Annotated in this window: 13 protein-coding genes; 8 read left to right on the forward strand and 5 right to left on the reverse strand. The window is 72.1% G+C overall.

What is annotated here, in order from left to right; all coding sequences use genetic code 11:
- Positions 1–14: 14 nt before the first annotated feature.
- The gene (locus tag AW272_RS11665) at positions 15–1,238 is read right to left on the reverse strand and encodes a GNAT family N-acetyltransferase (RefSeq protein WP_066363615.1); all 1,224 of its coding nucleotides are present in this window, start codon (positions 1,236–1,238) and stop codon (positions 15–17) included.
- A 117-nt stretch (positions 1,239–1,355) separates the two neighbouring features.
- On the opposite strand from AW272_RS11665, the gene AW272_RS11670 reads away from it, so the two are divergent.
- Positions 1,356–2,468 (forward strand): PP2C family protein-serine/threonine phosphatase, encoded by a 1,113-nt coding sequence (locus AW272_RS11670; protein ID WP_066363616.1) that lies wholly within the window; start codon positions 1,356–1,358, stop codon positions 2,466–2,468.
- Positions 2,469–2,638: 170 nt separating this feature from the next.
- On the opposite strand, the gene AW272_RS11675 is transcribed toward AW272_RS11670, so the two are convergent.
- On the reverse strand, positions 2,639–3,244 hold the full coding sequence (locus tag AW272_RS11675; RefSeq protein ID WP_066363617.1) for a response regulator transcription factor: 606 nt from the start codon (positions 3,242–3,244) through the stop codon (positions 2,639–2,641).
- Positions 3,245–3,430: 186 nt separating this feature from the next.
- Between AW272_RS11675 and AW272_RS11680 the strand changes: the two genes are divergently transcribed.
- Positions 3,431–4,732 (forward strand): M50 family metallopeptidase, encoded by a 1,302-nt coding sequence (locus AW272_RS11680; protein WP_066363618.1) that lies wholly within the window; start codon positions 3,431–3,433, stop codon positions 4,730–4,732.
- On the opposite strand, the gene AW272_RS11685 is transcribed toward AW272_RS11680, so the two are convergent.
- Complete coding sequence (locus tag AW272_RS11685; RefSeq protein WP_066363620.1) at positions 4,733–5,233, reverse strand: DinB family protein; 501 nt, start codon at positions 5,231–5,233, stop codon at positions 4,733–4,735.
- A 17-nt stretch (positions 5,234–5,250) separates the two neighbouring features.
- Between AW272_RS11685 and AW272_RS11690 the strand changes: the two genes are divergently transcribed.
- On the forward strand, positions 5,251–5,598 hold the full coding sequence (locus tag AW272_RS11690) for an MmcQ/YjbR family DNA-binding protein (RefSeq protein ID WP_066363621.1): 348 nt from the start codon (positions 5,251–5,253) through the stop codon (positions 5,596–5,598).
- A 47-nt stretch (positions 5,599–5,645) separates the two neighbouring features.
- The gene (locus AW272_RS11695; protein ID WP_066363622.1) at positions 5,646–6,428 is read left to right on the forward strand and encodes an SDR family NAD(P)-dependent oxidoreductase; all 783 of its coding nucleotides are present in this window, start codon (positions 5,646–5,648) and stop codon (positions 6,426–6,428) included.
- On the opposite strand, the gene AW272_RS11700 is transcribed toward AW272_RS11695, so the two are convergent.
- Positions 6,423–8,969: a CHAT domain-containing protein gene (locus AW272_RS11700; RefSeq protein WP_218010846.1), complete on the reverse strand. Its 2,547-nt coding sequence runs from the start codon at positions 8,967–8,969 to the stop codon at positions 6,423–6,425. The genes AW272_RS11695 and AW272_RS11700 overlap by 6 nt on opposite strands.
- 117 nt (positions 8,970–9,086) lie before the next feature.
- Here AW272_RS11700 and AW272_RS11705 point away from each other — a divergent pair, with 117 nt between their 5' ends.
- The 4 genes from AW272_RS11705 to AW272_RS11720 are packed head-to-tail and all read left to right on the forward strand — an operon-like array spanning position 9,087 to position 14,259.
- Positions 9,087–10,820: a S8/S53 family peptidase gene (locus AW272_RS11705; protein WP_066363624.1), complete on the forward strand. Its 1,734-nt coding sequence runs from the start codon at positions 9,087–9,089 to the stop codon at positions 10,818–10,820.
- A gap of 14 nt (positions 10,821–10,834) precedes the next feature.
- Positions 10,835–11,410: an RNA polymerase sigma factor gene (locus AW272_RS11710; RefSeq protein ID WP_066363625.1), complete on the forward strand. Its 576-nt coding sequence runs from the start codon at positions 10,835–10,837 to the stop codon at positions 11,408–11,410.
- Complete coding sequence (locus tag AW272_RS11715; RefSeq protein WP_157518481.1) at positions 11,407–11,820, forward strand: hypothetical protein; 414 nt, start codon at positions 11,407–11,409, stop codon at positions 11,818–11,820. Before AW272_RS11710 ends, AW272_RS11715 begins: the two co-directional genes overlap by 4 nt.
- A 48-nt stretch (positions 11,821–11,868) precedes the next feature.
- Positions 11,869–14,259 carry a helix-turn-helix transcriptional regulator gene (locus tag AW272_RS11720; protein WP_157518482.1) on the forward strand — a complete coding sequence of 797 codons (2,391 nt, stop codon included), beginning with the start codon at positions 11,869–11,871 and terminating at the stop codon, positions 14,257–14,259.
- Here the strand turns inward: AW272_RS11720 and AW272_RS11725 are convergent.
- The gene (locus tag AW272_RS11725; RefSeq protein WP_066363629.1) at positions 14,249–14,683 is read right to left on the reverse strand and encodes a hypothetical protein; all 435 of its coding nucleotides are present in this window, start codon (positions 14,681–14,683) and stop codon (positions 14,249–14,251) included. The genes AW272_RS11720 and AW272_RS11725 overlap by 11 nt on opposite strands.
- Between the last annotated feature and the right edge of the window lie 5 nt (positions 14,684–14,688).

Here is a 14,688-nt window from a genome sequence, read left to right on the forward strand (position 1 = left end):
GGTCTGAGGGTAGTTCAGAAGACGAGCCCACCCCAGGGCAGCGGGCTCCACGACATCGCCGCCGACAGTTCCCGCACCGCGCCTTCGCGGTGCTCGGCGATCTGACCTGCCAGTCTGTACGACTCCAGCGACCGCCCCCCGAGATACCCGGCGCCCAGGATCCTGACGGGCAGGCTGAGGTCGGGCGCGTCTTCGGTCGGCTCACACGTGCCCTTGGCGGTCGACAGCCGCCAGCGCCCGGCGTTCCACGGGCACACGTCGTCGTCGACCTCGACGACCAGGTCGACCGGCGCGCTGTAGACGCGCTGCGTGAGGGCCGCGGGCACGTCGACCAGGCGGATCCACAGTTCGTCGAGGGTGCCGGCGGTCAGATGCCGGGGCTCGGCCAGCAGGTGCATGATCGGGTCGTCCGCGGGCCGGTTCCCGGCGAACACGCGCGAGCACAGATCCCGGTCGAGGACGCTGCGCCACACCAGCGCGTAGGCGGCCGGGTCGAGGGCGAACAGCTCCTCGAGGTCCACCAGGCCGTCGGGCACGTCGTGGTCGGTGGTCTGACGCTTCACCCGGAACAGCGCGTAGCCGCGCACGCCCTGGTCGTCTTCGGCCAGCACGCAGCGCAGCCGCCCCGAACCGTGCCGGGCGTTGTCGTCGTCGGCCAGCACCGCGTTCCAGCGGGCAGGAGTGCGCGTGTAGAGACCCGGCCGGGAGGTCCTGACCTGGTCGAAGAGCTTCACGAACTCGTCGCGGACGTTTTCCGGCGGCTCGACCCGCAGGCGCAGGGCCGGGTCGACCGGGGCGTCGGGGCGAAAGGCGCTGGAGTGCTTGGGGATCGTGTAGAAGACGTTGTCGACCGCGCGGCCGTAGCCGTAGCGGCCGTAGATGGCGGCCTCGGAGGCGTAGAGCGCGGCGACCGACTCGCCCCGGTCGCGGATGTCGGAGAGCTGCCTGCGCATCAGCGAGCTCAGCACGCCCTGACGCCGGTGGGAGGCGAGCACGCCCACCGCGCTGACCCCGCCCACCGGGAGCACGCCGCCGGGGACGGTCATGTCGAAGCTCATCACCTGGGTGTAGCCGACCATGCGGTCGCCGTCGAAGGCCGCCAGGGACCGGTCGAACTCGGTGACCCCCTTGAACCGCTCGATCTGGCCGGGTGCCCAGGAGGAGACGAACGCCTCGTCGAGCAGGGCGCACACGGCGGGGAACTCAGATTCGGCGATAGGGCGAACGGGGTGATTCACGGCACCACCGTAGGGCCGGGCAAAGAGGGACGGCCACCCAATATACGTCCTAAATGATCAAGGTGTTGGTCAAGACAGCGCCTTACCACGAAGCCGACCGATACAGTCGTCGTCATCATGAGTTCCCGTCCGGTGCCGCTCATTCCCCCTCGGCTCCGCGCGATTTTGGTGCGGGTCCCGTTTCTGGTGCCGATCGTCCGGTTCGTAAGGAAGAGTTCGTCGAAAGATAGCCATCTGCTGATCGCCCTGGTCGTCGTGAGCCTGCTCATCGGAGTGCTCGGCGTCCAGGTCTCGACGCGTTGGTTCTCGCCGTCGCTGCTCATCCTGGTGACTCTCGCCGGCGGGCTCCAGCTGCGTCTGCGCAGCCTGGCGGCCCTGCTGGTCGCCGTCGCCGCGTCGGTCACCTATCTGGGGATCACCTACGGGGCCCGGCAGGTCGGGCCCGGCTATCTGCTGACCATGGGCTTCACGGTCGTGCTCGCCTGGCTGATGGCGCGCACCCGGGGCACGCTCGGCGTGCAGGGGCTGCGCGGCGACGCGATGCTGCTGGAACTGCGCGACCGGCTGAAGAAACAGAGTGAGCTGCCCTCCTTCCCGAAGGCGTGGGGCGGCAAGGTCGTGCTCAAACAGGCCGGCGGGTCGTCGTTCGGCGGCGACTTCGTGGTCTCCATGCGCGAGGGGACACGGGTCGAGCTCGCCGTGGTCGACGTCTCGGGCAAGGGCATCGACGCGGGCACCCGAGCCCTTCTTCTCTCCGGCACGTTCGGCGGCCTCCTCGGCTCGGTGACCGACTTCCTCGGGGCGTGCAACGCCTACCTGCGGCGTCAGCGCGAGGGCGAGGGGTTCGTCACGGCCGTCCACCTGAGCCTCGACCTGGCCACCGGCGCTTATGAGATCACCTCCGCGGGCCACCCGCCCGTCGTGAAGTTCGACTCCGGCACCGGCACCTGGCGGGTCTCGGCCGCCAAGGGTGTCGTGCTCGGGGTGGTGCCCGATCTGGCCTGCGAGCCTGACCGGGGCACCCTGCGCAAGGGCGACGCCCTGATGCTCTACACCGACGGGCTGATCGAGCAGCCGGGGCGCGACATCGACGCCGGCCTCGACAAGCTGCTCGGCGAGGCCGAACGGCTGCTGCCCGGCGGGTTCTCCAAGAGCGCCCGCCAGCTCGTGACCGCGATGTCGTCGGGTCACAACGACGACTGCGCCCTCGTTCTCATCTGGCGACCGTGACTTTCATCATGGCTTTCTGTGTATAGACAGTCACTGGCCGTGCTTGACGGCAATTGAGACTCTTGATCCGGTCGCCGGCGGTACGGGGGTGTCGCCGGAGTGCGGCCCCATTCAGGGTCCCCGGGCCTCCTCAGGTTGGCGGCGCGGCTCACCTGCGGAGGCCCGGCCCCTTATAACCAGCCTGAGTCGCTGGCGATCCGGACCGCGTCGACCCGGTTCCTCGCTCCGGTCTTGCACATGATGCGAGACAGATGGTTGCGGACGGTCCCCACCGACAGATAGAGCTCGTCGGCGATCTCCTTCGACCGCGCCCCCTGCGCGGCGATGCGCAGCACGTCGAGCTCGCGCCGGGTCAGCGGGTTCTCCGCCGTCTGGAGCGCGGCCACGGCCAGGTCGGAGTCGATCGCCCGGCGCCCCGCCGCGATCAGCCGGATGCCCTCGGCCAGCTTCTCGGGCCCGGCCTCGGTGCCCATGAAGCCCAGCGCCTTGGCCGCGAACGCCCGGCGCACCTGCCCAGGGTTGGCCTGAGAGGAAAGGATCATCACCCGGCACGCGGGCATCTTCTCGAGGAGGCGGGTCGCGGCCGTGAGACCGCCCATGGCGGGCAGGTCGATGTTGATCACAGCAGTGTCGGGCCGGAGCCGGAGCGCGGCCGGGATGGCGTCCTCCCCCGAGGCCACCCCCGCCACGACTTCGAGATCGCTCTCCCCGTTGAGGGACGCGACCAGGCCATGCCGGACGAAAGGAAGGTGCTCGGCCACCAAGATCCTGATCATGAGCCCCCATTTCATACCTCAGGGTGATCGGCCAGACGCACAGTGTCATTGAAGTCTCTACGTTCGGCAAACCGACCGCAAGTTGCCAGGGAGAAATACCCGCGAATGTGGACACGACTGGACGCCGGACGGCGTGGGCTACTCTCAAGGCGAGACTGATTTTCCGCCTGCCGGGGGTATGCGCCGATGAGCTGGCAGTTCGTTGCCGGGTTCGTGATCCTGTTCGTCGGCCTGTTGGTGTCGATCGCCCTCCACGAGATCGGCCACCTCGTGCCGGCCAAGATCTTCGGTGTGCGCGTCACCCAATACATGGTGGGCTTCGGGTCCACCATGTGGTCGCGCAGGCGCGGCGAGACCGAATACGGCATCAAGTGGATCCCGATGGGCGGCTACATCCGCATGATCGGGATGCTGCCGCCACGCCCGAGCGACGACCCGAACAAACTGCGGTCGATCTCCACCGGGCCGTGGCAGGGCCTCATCGAGAACGCCCGCCAGGTCGCAGGCGAGGAGATCAAGCCCGGCGACGAGAGCCGGGTCTTCTACCGCAAGCCGTGGTGGCAGAAGGTCATCATCATGTCCGGCGGGCCGTTCATGAACTTCGTGCTGGCCTTCGTGCTGTTCGCGATCGTCATGATGGGCTTCGGCGTGACCGTGCTGAAGCCGACCGTCAACGGCGTCAGCCCGTGTGTGGTCCCGGCCTCCCAGGCCAACCGCGACTGCAAGCCGACCGACCCGAAGACGCCCGCCCTCGCGGCCGGGCTGCAGAAGGGCGACAAGTTCGTCTCCATCGACGGCAAGCCGGTGCCCACGTGGGAAGCCGCGACGGCGACCATCCGGGCGCACGGCGCGGGGCCGGTCCCCATCGTCATCGAGCGGGGCGGCGAGCAGCAGACCGTGACCGTGAACCTGATCGCCACCGAGCGGCCCGACCTGGAAGACCCCAGCAAGGTCGTCCAGAACGTCGGCTTCCTCGGGGTCGAGCCGACCCAGGTGATCGAGCGCCAGGGCCCGGGTTACGTCGCCGCCGAGATGTGGGACATGACCACCCGGACCGCCGTGTCGATGGTCGACATCCCGTCCAAGATGGTCGGCGTCTGGCACGCCGCCTTCTCCGGCGAGGAGCGCGACCGCAACGGGCCGATCGGCATCGTCGGCGCGGGACGGCTCGGCGGCGAGATCGCCGCCTCGGCCGCGCCGCTCGAGAACAAGATCGTCATCTTCATCAACCTGCTGGCCGGGCTGAACCTGGCGATCGGCATCTTCAACCTGGTCCCGCTGCTGCCGCTCGACGGCGGCCACATCGCGGGCGGCCTGTGGGAGGGCCTGAAGCGCGGCTTCGCCCGCCTCACCCGGCGGCCCGCGCCCGGCTACGTCGACGTGGCCAAGGCGCTGCCGCTGACCTACGCGATGGCGGTGGTGCTGCTCTTCATGGGCGGCCTGCTGATCTTCGCCGACATCGTCAACCCCATCAGGCTGAGCGGCTAGCTACTCGCCGGTCGCGCCGTCGATCCGCTCGCGGAGCAGGTCGGCGTGGCCGTTGTGGCGGGCGTACTCCTCGAGCATGTGGGCGAGGATCCACCGGTGCGACATGAGCTCGCCGGCGCGGTTGGGCTTCTTCATGAGGGCGCCGAGGTCGGTCTCCGCGCTGATCTTGCGGGCGGTCTCGATCTCCGTCCGCCAGGTGGCGAAGACCTCTTCCACCGGGGCGGAGTCGAGGGCGTCGAAGTCGTCGTCGGGGTGCTCGTCGGTGAAGAAGATCGGCGGCAGGTCCTCGCCGTTGAGACGGATGCGGAACCACGCCCGCTCCACGTCGGCCATGTGCCTGACCAGGCCGAGCAGCGACAGCGACGAGGGCTCGACGCCCCGCAGGCGCAGTTGCTCGCCGGTGAGGCCCTCGCACTTCCAGGCCAGGGTGTCGCGCTGGTAGTCGAGGAAGCCGATCAGGGTGGCGCGCTCGTCGCCGGCGAGGGGAGGGTCGATTCTCATGCGGTTATGGTGCCACCATGGAGCAGTTGGAGCGATTGCGCGCCATTTGCCTGGCGCTGCCGGAAGCGACCGAACGCCTCAGCCACGGTGAGCCGACATGGTTCGTCCGGGGCAAGAAGACCTTCGTGACCTTCGCCGACCACCACCACGTCGACCGGCTGGCCTTCTGGTGCGCGGCGGCGCCCGGGGTGCAGGCCGAGCTGGTGGAGACCGAGCCCGACCGGTTCTTCCGGCCGCCCTACGTGGGGCATCGGGGGTGGCTGGGGGTCTATCTGGACGTCCCCGTCGACTGGGACGAGATCGGGCGGATCGTGGCCGACGCGTTCCGGCAGGTGGCGCCGAAGTCGCTCGCGGCCCAGGTATAGAGGGTCTCTCGCCCTCCGGATTACCGATCACCGGGAACAAGACCGTTATGACACTTGACGGGAAAGTCGCGATCGTCGCCGGAGCGAGCCGGGGCATCGGTGCGGTGACCGCGCGGGCCCTGGCCCGTGCCGGGGCCGCCGTCGTCCTCGCGGCCCGTGATTCCACCGCCATCGAGGCCGTCGCGGCCGACATCCGGACCTTCGGCGGGCGGGCGATGGCCGTGCCCACCGACGTGGGCGACTCCGACTCGGCGGAGCGGCTCGTCGCCCTGACCCTGGAGAAGTTCGGGCGGCTCGACGCGGCGTTCAACAACGCCACCGACGGGCCGGTGCCCGCGCCGCTGGCCGAGATCGACCCGCTCGACTTCGACCTCGGCATCCGGACCAACGTCCGGGGGACCTTCCTCGGGATGAAGTTCCAGATCCCGGCGATGCTCGCGTCCGGGGGCGGGTCGATCGTGAACATGGCGTCGGTGGCGGGCGTGCAGGGCACCGCGAACCTCGCCGGTTACGTCGCGGCGAAGGCCGGGATCATCGGGCTGACCAAGGTGGCCGCGCTCGACTACGCCGACCAGGGGATCAGGGCGAACGTGCTGGCCCCCGGGCCGATCCTGACCTACCACCTGGAGGCTGCGGGGGAGGACGTCCAGCGCAAGGCCGGGAACGCCACCCCGATGCGCCGGGTCGGGCTGCCCGAGGAGGTCGCGGCGACGGTGATCTGGCTGTTCTCCGACCAGTCGTCGTACATCACCGGGGTGACGCTGCCCGTCGACGGCGGGCTCGGGGCCGGGAACAAGCCGCCGCAGATGATGAAGATGTCGGCGTCATGAGGCGCCGATCGCCGAGAACGACCAGCCGGTCGCCGGGTCGGCCGACCGCCGGGCGTCCCTGAGGGCCTCGGCGCAGGTCAGCCCGGCGCGCAGGCCGTCGTGCAGGGCGACCATGAACGGGACCACCGCCGCGTCGTTGACGGGGACCACGCTGGCCACCAGCCCGGCGGTGCCGAGCGGCAGCAGGGCGGCGGCCAGGCCCAGCAGCTCGTCGGCTCCGGCGGGCGCGAGCCGCCCGCCCTCGCAGCTCGACAGGATCATCCGGTACGGCGCCGCCCGCAGCCCCTCCACGTCGTGGACGGTCAGTGGCCCGTCGTCCATGCGCAGGGCCGAGAACATGGGGCTGTCGTCGCGGAAGGTGCCGTGGGCGGCGATGTGGGCCAGCCGTGAACCGTCGAGCGCGGCCAGCACGGCCCCGGCGGTGGCGGCGCCGTCGGCCAGCACGGTCGCGGCGCCGTAGTCGCGGGCCAGGAGGGGCACCTCGGCGCCGCCCGAGACCAGGCCGGGCCCCCTGACCAGCACGACGTCGCCGCCGGGCGGGGTGATGCGGCGGGCCCGCAGCCACGCCCCCGCCGACGGGGAGGTGCCGACCGCCCGGTCGCGCAGGGACGGCAGGGCCGCCCAGGGCACGCCGTGCAGACGGCCGGGCGGGACCACGGTGACCTGCCCGTCTCCCAGGTGGCCGAGGGCCCGGCCGAACAGGACGGTCTCCAGCCGGCGGGCCCCGGCCGCGACGATCGGCAGCCAGTCGGCCGAGCCCCGGTGGGCCAGCCGCCGCAGCGCCGCCCGCAGCCGCTCGGCCTCCAGGGCGGCGTCGGCCGCCGAACCGGCCGGGAACCGGCGGACCCGGCCGCCGCCGCAGACGATCGCGTGCAGCATCCCGTCGACCGGCACGATCGCGACCAGCCGGTCGTCGCCCAGGGCCGTCAGGAGGGCGGCCACGTCGAGGCGGTCGCCGTTGAAGGTGCCGCGCAGGCGCAGCGTGTGGGCGCGGATGCGGCGTTCGAGCCGCCGCTGCTCGCGGTCGAGCGCCGGTTGGGGAGACCCGGCCGCGCGGGCCGCCTCGGCCCGGCTGCCGATCTCGCGGAACGCGGTCAGGTCGCGGGACAGCTCGGGGTCGGCGGGCGGGCGGGCCGGTGGCACGGCCAGCGCGGTCGCCCGCCACCGGTCGCTCCAGCGCAGCAGCTCACGCGGGGAGGTCGCGGCCCGCTGGGCGAGCGTGGCCAGCTCGGCGCCCTGCACGGTGGCGCGTGCCCGCAGTTCGGCGGCGCCCAGGGTCATGCGGTGCTCGTCGAGGACGTCGAGCCCTTTGCGGCAGGCGTCGAGGGTCAGGCGGCGGTCGCCGGTCGCGGCGGCGAACAGGGCCAGCGCGGTCCAGCCGTCGGCGCGGGCCTGGGCGGGCCCCCGGCGGCGGGCCTCGGCGGCGGCCCCCAGCTGCAGGCGGGCGGCGGAGAGGTTCCCGCGCGCCAGGGCGATCCGCCCGGCCAGCAGGCGGGCCTGCGCCGCCTCGGGGGAGCGGAGTTCCGCCAGCCGGTCGGCCAGCGCGGGCGCGTCGCGCGCGGTGTGGTCACCGGCCGCGTATCGGGCATGGAGCAGGACCAGCCGGGCGTGGGTGTGCCACCAGCCCCGGCGCTGCCGGGCGAACACCCGGGCCGCCGCCGTGGCGTGCCCGACGGCCAGGCCCGGATCTCCCGCGGCGACGGCCGCGCGGGCGGCCACCAGGCGCAGTTCGGCCGCCCGGGTGGCCTGGCCGGTCAGGGCGGCCTGCGCCTCGTCCAGGGCGTCGCGGGCCAGCCCTGCGGAGAGCAGCACCCCGCACCGCTGGATGGTGAGCATGACGGCCGGGGTGCCGAGGGTCTCGTAGAGGTGGGCGGCCTCGTCGAAGTGGCGCAGCGCCGCCGGGGCGTCACCGGCCCGCCAGGCCACCAGACCGCGGTTCTCGACCGCTTTGGCCTTGTCGTGGTCTTGGGTGGTGCGGGCCCACAGCTCGTCGGCCGCCGTGAAGTCGGCCCCCGCCCGGTCGGCGGCGCCCACCGCCAGGTGCACGGTGGCGCGCAGGGTGAGGGCGCGGGCCGTCCAGATGACGTCGTTCTCCCTTCTCAGTACGGGGAGCGCACGACGTACATCGGAGAGAGAGCCCTCGTGGTCACCGACCACCCAGCGCACGTAGGCGCGGCGGAACAGCACCCGCGCGGCCGTGCCGCCCTCGCTGAGCGCGACGGCGCGCTCCAGCGCGGCGAGCCCCCGCCGGGTGTGACCGGCGTGGACGAGCGCCGCGCCCAGAGTGGCCAGGACATCGGCCTCCCTGTCAGCGGAATCGGCCAGCGAGACAGCCTTCCTGAGGTGCTTCAGGGCGGCCGTGAGTCGGCCGAAGTCGCGCTCCCAGATGCCGATGACCTGGTGCGCGATGGAGGCCTCAGACCTGGTGGGACGGCCGTCGAGTAGGGCCCGCGCGCCTGCGAGGGCGTCGGCGGGGCGAGCGAAGACGAGGGGGAGCAGGTCCCCCGGAATGCCTCTAAAAGGTGACCTTCCCCCCGGCACAGATCGATGTTAGACGTTGGGGTACGAGGCGTAAACGCTTGGTGATCATGCTGTATCAGCGGCTGGGAATTCGGCTCCACTCCACGAAGGAACCCCTCCGATCAAAGGAACCGCGAGATGGAGCCAGACCGCTTCCGCGAACAGTTCGACATGATCCAGCAGAGCTATGACCTATCCAGCGGCCCCCGAATGGTGGCCGGACCCAGCGGCGCCCCCCAGTACCTCTATGAACGCGGTGTGGTGCTCATACCGCCCGGCGTGGTCAAGCCCAGAGCCGCCAGGGCCGCCGTGGCTGCCGGAGACACGGGGTTCGCCGCGAGCCCCGTGGTCGTCACAGATCCCGTGGTCGTCACAGACCCGGTGGTCGTCAAGGACCCCGTAGACCCCGAAAAGCCGGAGAACCCCGACAAGCCGGAGGACCCCGACAAGCCGGAGGACCCCGACAAGCCGGATGACCCCGACAAGCCGGAGGACCCCGACAAGCCGGAGATGCCCACGGAGCCATGGCGGGAGATCATCAGCCAGGTGCTCGGCACCACGGTTGAACCTGTCGTCGAGGTCTCGGAAAGGACCGGGGTCGCACGGATCGTGCTGCCGACACCACCGGGCGGCGACCGCTGGAACGACCCCGCCGTCTCCGATGTGATCCACGCCCTGCGCAGGCACCAGATCGAGGCGACCAGGAACCACCTGATCACCATCTGCGACGTCAACTGCTGTCCCGGCGACGAACCGGTGCCGGCCACCCGGAAGCAGCTCAACCCCACCTTGCCGACGTCCAGGCCCCCGTCCAAACGCCAGGTCTCGATCCTCGTGGTCGACACCGGCCTCGTCCCCAACTACGAGAAGCACGACTGGCTGGCGCGGAACGTGGTGATCCCGCAGACCACGGACGGCAAGACCCTCGGCACCTTCGCCGAGCCGAGCCCCTTGGACGACCGGAACGTGCTCCGCCAGTACGTCGGTCACGGCACCTTCATCGCCGGCCTCATCTCGGTCGTCGCCCACGATGCGAGGATCACCGTCGCCAATCCGTTCGCCAACGCGGGCACGATCGAGGATCACCACCTCGGAGAGGAGCTGCTGAAGATCGTCGACGAAATGGACTACTGGCCCGACATCATCAGCCTCTCGTCGGGCACCCCGACCGCCGAGGGGCACCAGCCGTTGGCGCTGCGGTCCTTCATGGCGAAGCTCCGCCCGGAGAAGACGGTGCTGGTCGCCGCCGCGGGCAACAACGCCTCCGAGGAGCCGTTCTGGCCCGCGGCCTGGGCCGATCCCGGGGCCTGGCCCGAACTCGAACCCAACGACCCCCAGCGCGCCGAGGCCAGACGCGCCGCCGCGATGGTCGTCTCGGTCGGCGCGCTGCGGGCCGACGGCCGGGCGGAGGCCTGCTTCAGCAACCACGGCCGATGGGTCAAGGTCTTCGCGCCGGGTGAGCGGCTGGTCAACGCCGTCAGCCCTCTTGAGGAGAGGACACAGTACGACTACCAGCACACCACCTACAGCCGGTGCCGCCACGAGGCGAAGTACGTGTGCCCCTGCCAGTGGCCCCGGCACATCGGCGAGTTGTCCCTGGGCCGCCCCTTCGACGCGGGGGACCAGGCCGACCAGAGGGAACTCAAGATGGCCGAGTTCACCGGGTTCGCGGAGTGGAGCGGCACGTCGTTCTCCACGCCCCTGGTCGCCGCCATGATCGCCAACCGGATGTCGGCGGACAAGAACGTGGACCCGCGTGACGCGGCCGCGGATCTGATCGGCTCGGCGCCGAAACTCATGATCCACGATCGCCCGTATCCGGTCGTTTTTCCCGAGACCTGGCAACGGCGCACCGTGTACGAGCAGTACTGACCCACGGAGGACACATGGAGCGTGCGGAGATCGGCGAGCTGTTCACCGCCGCCGCCGACGGTGACTCGGCCGCCTGGAAAGGGCTGGTCGAGGGGCTGGCGCCGCTCGTCTGGTCGATCGCGCGCTCCTACCGTCTGTCCGACGCCGACGCCAGGGACGTCTTCGCGACGACCTGGTTCAAGCTGGTCCAGCACCTGGGCCGGATCCGCGAGCCCGACAAGGTCGGGGCCTGGCTGGCCAGCACCGCGCGCCACGAGGCGCTGAAGATGGCCCGCTCGGTCCGGCCGGTGCCGCTCGACGACCATCCCGCCCTGCTCGACCTGTCCTCGGCCGCGCCGACGCCAGAAGAGGTGGTCGTCGAGGCCGAGCGGCAGGAGGCGGCGATGGCCAGGGCGCGGGTGCTCTGGCAGGTGGTGCGGGAGCTGTCGGACACCTGCCAGCGGCTGGTCCGGGTGCTGATGACCAGCCCGCCGCCCTCCTACGCCGAGATCTCGGCGGCGACCGGGCTGGCCGTGGGCAGCATCGGGCCGATCCGGGCCCGCTGCTTCGGGCGGCTGCGGACGCTGCTGGCCGAGCAGGGCGTGGCGTGACCGACGACGAACTGGAAGCCGAACTCCAGGAGGTGGCCGCGATGTTCGACCCACCGCCCGTCGACCTGGTGCAGGTCGCCGTCGACGCCTTCGCGCTGCATAACCTCGACGGCGAGCTGGCGGCGCTGGCGTTCGACTCCCTCGACGAGCCCGAGCTGGTCAGGGGGCAGGACGCCCGGCTGCTGACGTTCACGGCACCCGGCCTGACGATCGAGGTGGAGCTCGACGGGGGCCGTCTGCTGGGGCAGTTGCTGCCGCCGCAGGAGGCGGAGATCGTGGTCAACGGGCGGCCGCCGGTGCGGGCCGACGACCTCGGGCGGTTCGCGGCCGACGAGGTGGCCGCCGGGTCGCTGAGTCTGCGGTGTGAGCTGGCCGGGCGGACCGTCGTCACCGAGTGGCTGACCGTCTAGCTGTATCAGGACCGGGCGCCGGGGATCCGCATCGATGTGGAGACCGTCATGTTCGTCGGCCGCCGGGCCGAACTCGCCCTGCTCGACACGGTGTCGCGCCGCCCGGGGCTCGCCGCCGTCCAGGGGCCCGCCGGGATCGGCAAGTCCTCTCTCGTGCGGCGCTTCCTCGCCGCGCATCCCGGGCTCGAGGTGCGGTGGGCCAGCGGCGCCGCCGCCGAGACCTCGTTGCGGTACGGCGTCCTCGCCCAGCTTCTCGCCGGAGAGCCGCCCGCCGGCGCCGGGCCGTTGACGGCCGGGGCGTGTCTGGTGGCCGAACTCGGCGGGCGGGGTGACGTGGTCGTGGTGGTCGACGACGCGCACTGGGCCGATCCGGCCTCGCTGGCGGCGCTGGCGTTCGCGCTGCGCCGGGCGAAGGCGTCCGGCGTGGTGGTCGCGCCGGAGCCCGGGGACCTGCCGGAGGGTTTGGGGCGGCTGCTGGCCGAGGACGACGCCGTCCAGGTGCGGCTGGGTGGCCTCAGCACCGCGAACGTCCGTGAGCTGACCGGCCTGCCCGGTCCCGTCGCCGACCGGCTGCGGGCCCACACGCTGGGCAATCCCCGGCACCTGCTGGCCCTGGTCGAGCAGGTGACCGTGCCCCACCTGCTGGACCCGGCCCGGCCGCTGCCCGCGCCGAAGGAGTTCGCCGCACGGGTCTGCGACGACCTGGCCCGGCGGGGGGCCGAGACGGGGCGGCTCGTCCGGGCGGCGGCGGTTCTGGGGGACGGGTGCGAGCTGTCCCGGGCGGCCGAGGTGGCCGGGGTCGCCGATCCGCTGACGGCCCTTGAGGGGGCGGCCGGGCTGCTGGGCGCGGCCGGGGCCGGTCCGCTGATCGCCTTCGCCGACCCGCTCACCCGGACCGCCGTCTACGAGCACATGGGGTTGGCCGTCCGGTGCCGCCTGCACGCCTCGGCCGCCGCCGGCGAGCCCGATCCCGCCCGCGCGCTGGCCCACCGCGCGGCGGCGGTGGTCGGGGTGGACGCCGGGATCGCGGCCGAGTTGTCCGCGCTGGCCTCGGAGGAGGCGTCGCGCGGCGATCCGGCGCAGGCCGCGGTCCACCTCGTCACCGCCGCGCGGCTCACCCCACACGGGAGCGGGCTCTCGCTCGTCGCTTCGCCTGCCGGTCGTGAGGCGCGGTTGCTGGACGCCGCGGGGCGGTTCCTCGACGCGGGCGTCCCGGCCGCCGCGGCGGCTCTGGTCATGGGGGACGAGTGGGCGCCGGCCGATCCGGTCCGGCGGCATGTCATGGGGCGGCTCGCGATGGCGGAAGGGCGGACCGAGGAGGCGCGGGCGCTGTTCCTCGACGCGTGGGGGCGCGGTCATCGGCCCGCCGCCGGAGGTCTGGCCTGGCTGGCGCTGGCGGAGGGCGACCACGCCGCCGCCCTGACGTGGGCCCGCGCCGGGACGCCCGATCCTGACCTGCTCGCTCTCGCGCATGGTCTGGCCGGGCGGTTCTCCGACGCGTTCGCGGCGGGTCCGGGCGAGGTGGTGCGCGGAGTGCTCGGGCTGTGGGCGGGGGAACTGGACGGCGTCTGCCGTGATCTCGGCCCGGTCGTGAATCCGGCGGCGCGGGTCTGCCTGGCGGAGGCGCAACTGCGGCTCGGTTCCTGGGACGACGCCCTCGTGAACGCCGAGACGGCCGCCGACAGCGGGCACCGGTGGGTCGCCTCGCTGGCGCACTCGATCTCCGCCCGGGTGCTGGCGCGCCGGGGTGACGAACACGCCGCCTGGCATGCGGGGGAGGCGGGGAAGCTGGCCTGTTTCCCGGTCGACCGGGCCTTCGCCGCGCTCGCCCGGGCGGCCCTGGCTCCGGCGGAGGACGCGCTGCTACTGCTCGCTCCGGTGCGTGGACTGCCGGGCGTGCCCTGGCGGGAGCCGTACACAGAAGCCTTGATCGCGGTCGGCGAGTGGGAGACCGCGGCGGAACTGCTCGATGGCGCTCCGGGCCGTCTGCGCGGAATGCTGGCGGCGGCGCGCGGCGAGCGGGCGGCTGCGGAGGCCGCCTTCGAGGCGGCCCTGAGTGCTGGGCAGCCCTCGGTTTTCGAACGGGCCCTGACGCACCTGGAGTACGGCGCCCTGCTCCGCCGGAGCGCCGCGCGGCGGCTGGCGGCCCCGCACCTGCTCGCCGCGCGGGGCCTGTTCGAACAGCTCGGCGCGGTGCCCGGCCAGGTGCGGTGCCGCCGGGAACTGGCCGCCTGCGGGATCGGTGAACAGACCGGCGACCGTGGACTGACCCCGCAGGAGACCACGGTCGCCGGGCTGGTGGCGAGCGGTTTGACCAATCGGCAGGTGGCTCGTGAGCTGGTGCTCAGCGTGAAAACGGTCGAGTATCACCTCGGGCACGTCTACGCGAAGCTCGGTGTCGGCTCACGGGCTCAACTGGCCCATCGGTTCAAGGAGTGAAGAGGATGCTCTCCAGGTCGACCTTGCCCGTGATGGGGCCGGGGGCGCCGATGCCGTCCTCGAAGAACAGGAAGGCGTCGACCTCGTACGACGGCTCGGTGAAGGTCGCGGCCGCCACGAGCACCTCCGCCGTGTACTCACCGCCCGCCGGGCGCGGGGCGGCGGGCACGAACGCCCCTGCCACCGCGAAGTTGTGAGTGGCGCCGATCGCGTTGAACCTGGCCTGCGGCTGGAACCTGCCGGCGATCATGGTCGACAGCACTCCGGTCAGCTTCCAGGTGATCTTGACGCGGAGGTCCGTCCCCTTGGGGACGATGTCGCCCGGGTCCCCGTTGGGGTCCAGCACCTCGGCCTTGATCTCCGCCGCGAGCAGGGTCGGCAGCAGCCCGGTGGGGATGCCGATCGAGCCCTTTTTCTCTGCCATGAGTT

The organism is Herbidospora mongoliensis (assembly GCF_001570545.1).
GTDB classification, from domain to species: Bacteria; Actinomycetota; Actinomycetes; order Streptosporangiales; family Streptosporangiaceae; genus Herbidospora; species Herbidospora mongoliensis.

Excerpts from the sequence above, each read along its gene's own strand:
- AW272_RS11670 (WP_066363616.1), top strand. The coding sequence starts at position 1,356 with ATGAGTTCCCGTCCGGTGCCGCTCATTCCCCCTCGGCTCCGCGCGATT.
- AW272_RS11675 (WP_066363617.1), bottom strand. The coding sequence starts at position 3,244 with ATGATCAGGATCTTGGTGGCCGAGCACCTTCCTTTCGTCCGGCATGGC.
- AW272_RS11680 (WP_066363618.1), top strand. The coding sequence starts at position 3,431 with ATGAGCTGGCAGTTCGTTGCCGGGTTCGTGATCCTGTTCGTCGGCCTG.
- AW272_RS11685 (WP_066363620.1), bottom strand. The coding sequence starts at position 5,233 with ATGAGAATCGACCCTCCCCTCGCCGGCGACGAGCGCGCCACCCTGATC.
- AW272_RS11690 (WP_066363621.1), top strand. The coding sequence starts at position 5,251 with ATGGAGCAGTTGGAGCGATTGCGCGCCATTTGCCTGGCGCTGCCGGAA.
- AW272_RS11695 (WP_066363622.1), top strand. The coding sequence starts at position 5,646 with ATGACACTTGACGGGAAAGTCGCGATCGTCGCCGGAGCGAGCCGGGGC.
- AW272_RS11705 (WP_066363624.1), top strand. The coding sequence starts at position 9,087 with ATGGAGCCAGACCGCTTCCGCGAACAGTTCGACATGATCCAGCAGAGC.
- AW272_RS11710 (WP_066363625.1), top strand. The coding sequence starts at position 10,835 with ATGGAGCGTGCGGAGATCGGCGAGCTGTTCACCGCCGCCGCCGACGGT.
- AW272_RS11720 (WP_157518482.1), top strand. The coding sequence starts at position 11,869 with ATGTTCGTCGGCCGCCGGGCCGAACTCGCCCTGCTCGACACGGTGTCG.
- AW272_RS11725 (WP_066363629.1), bottom strand. The coding sequence starts at position 14,683 with ATGGCAGAGAAAAAGGGCTCGATCGGCATCCCCACCGGGCTGCTGCCG.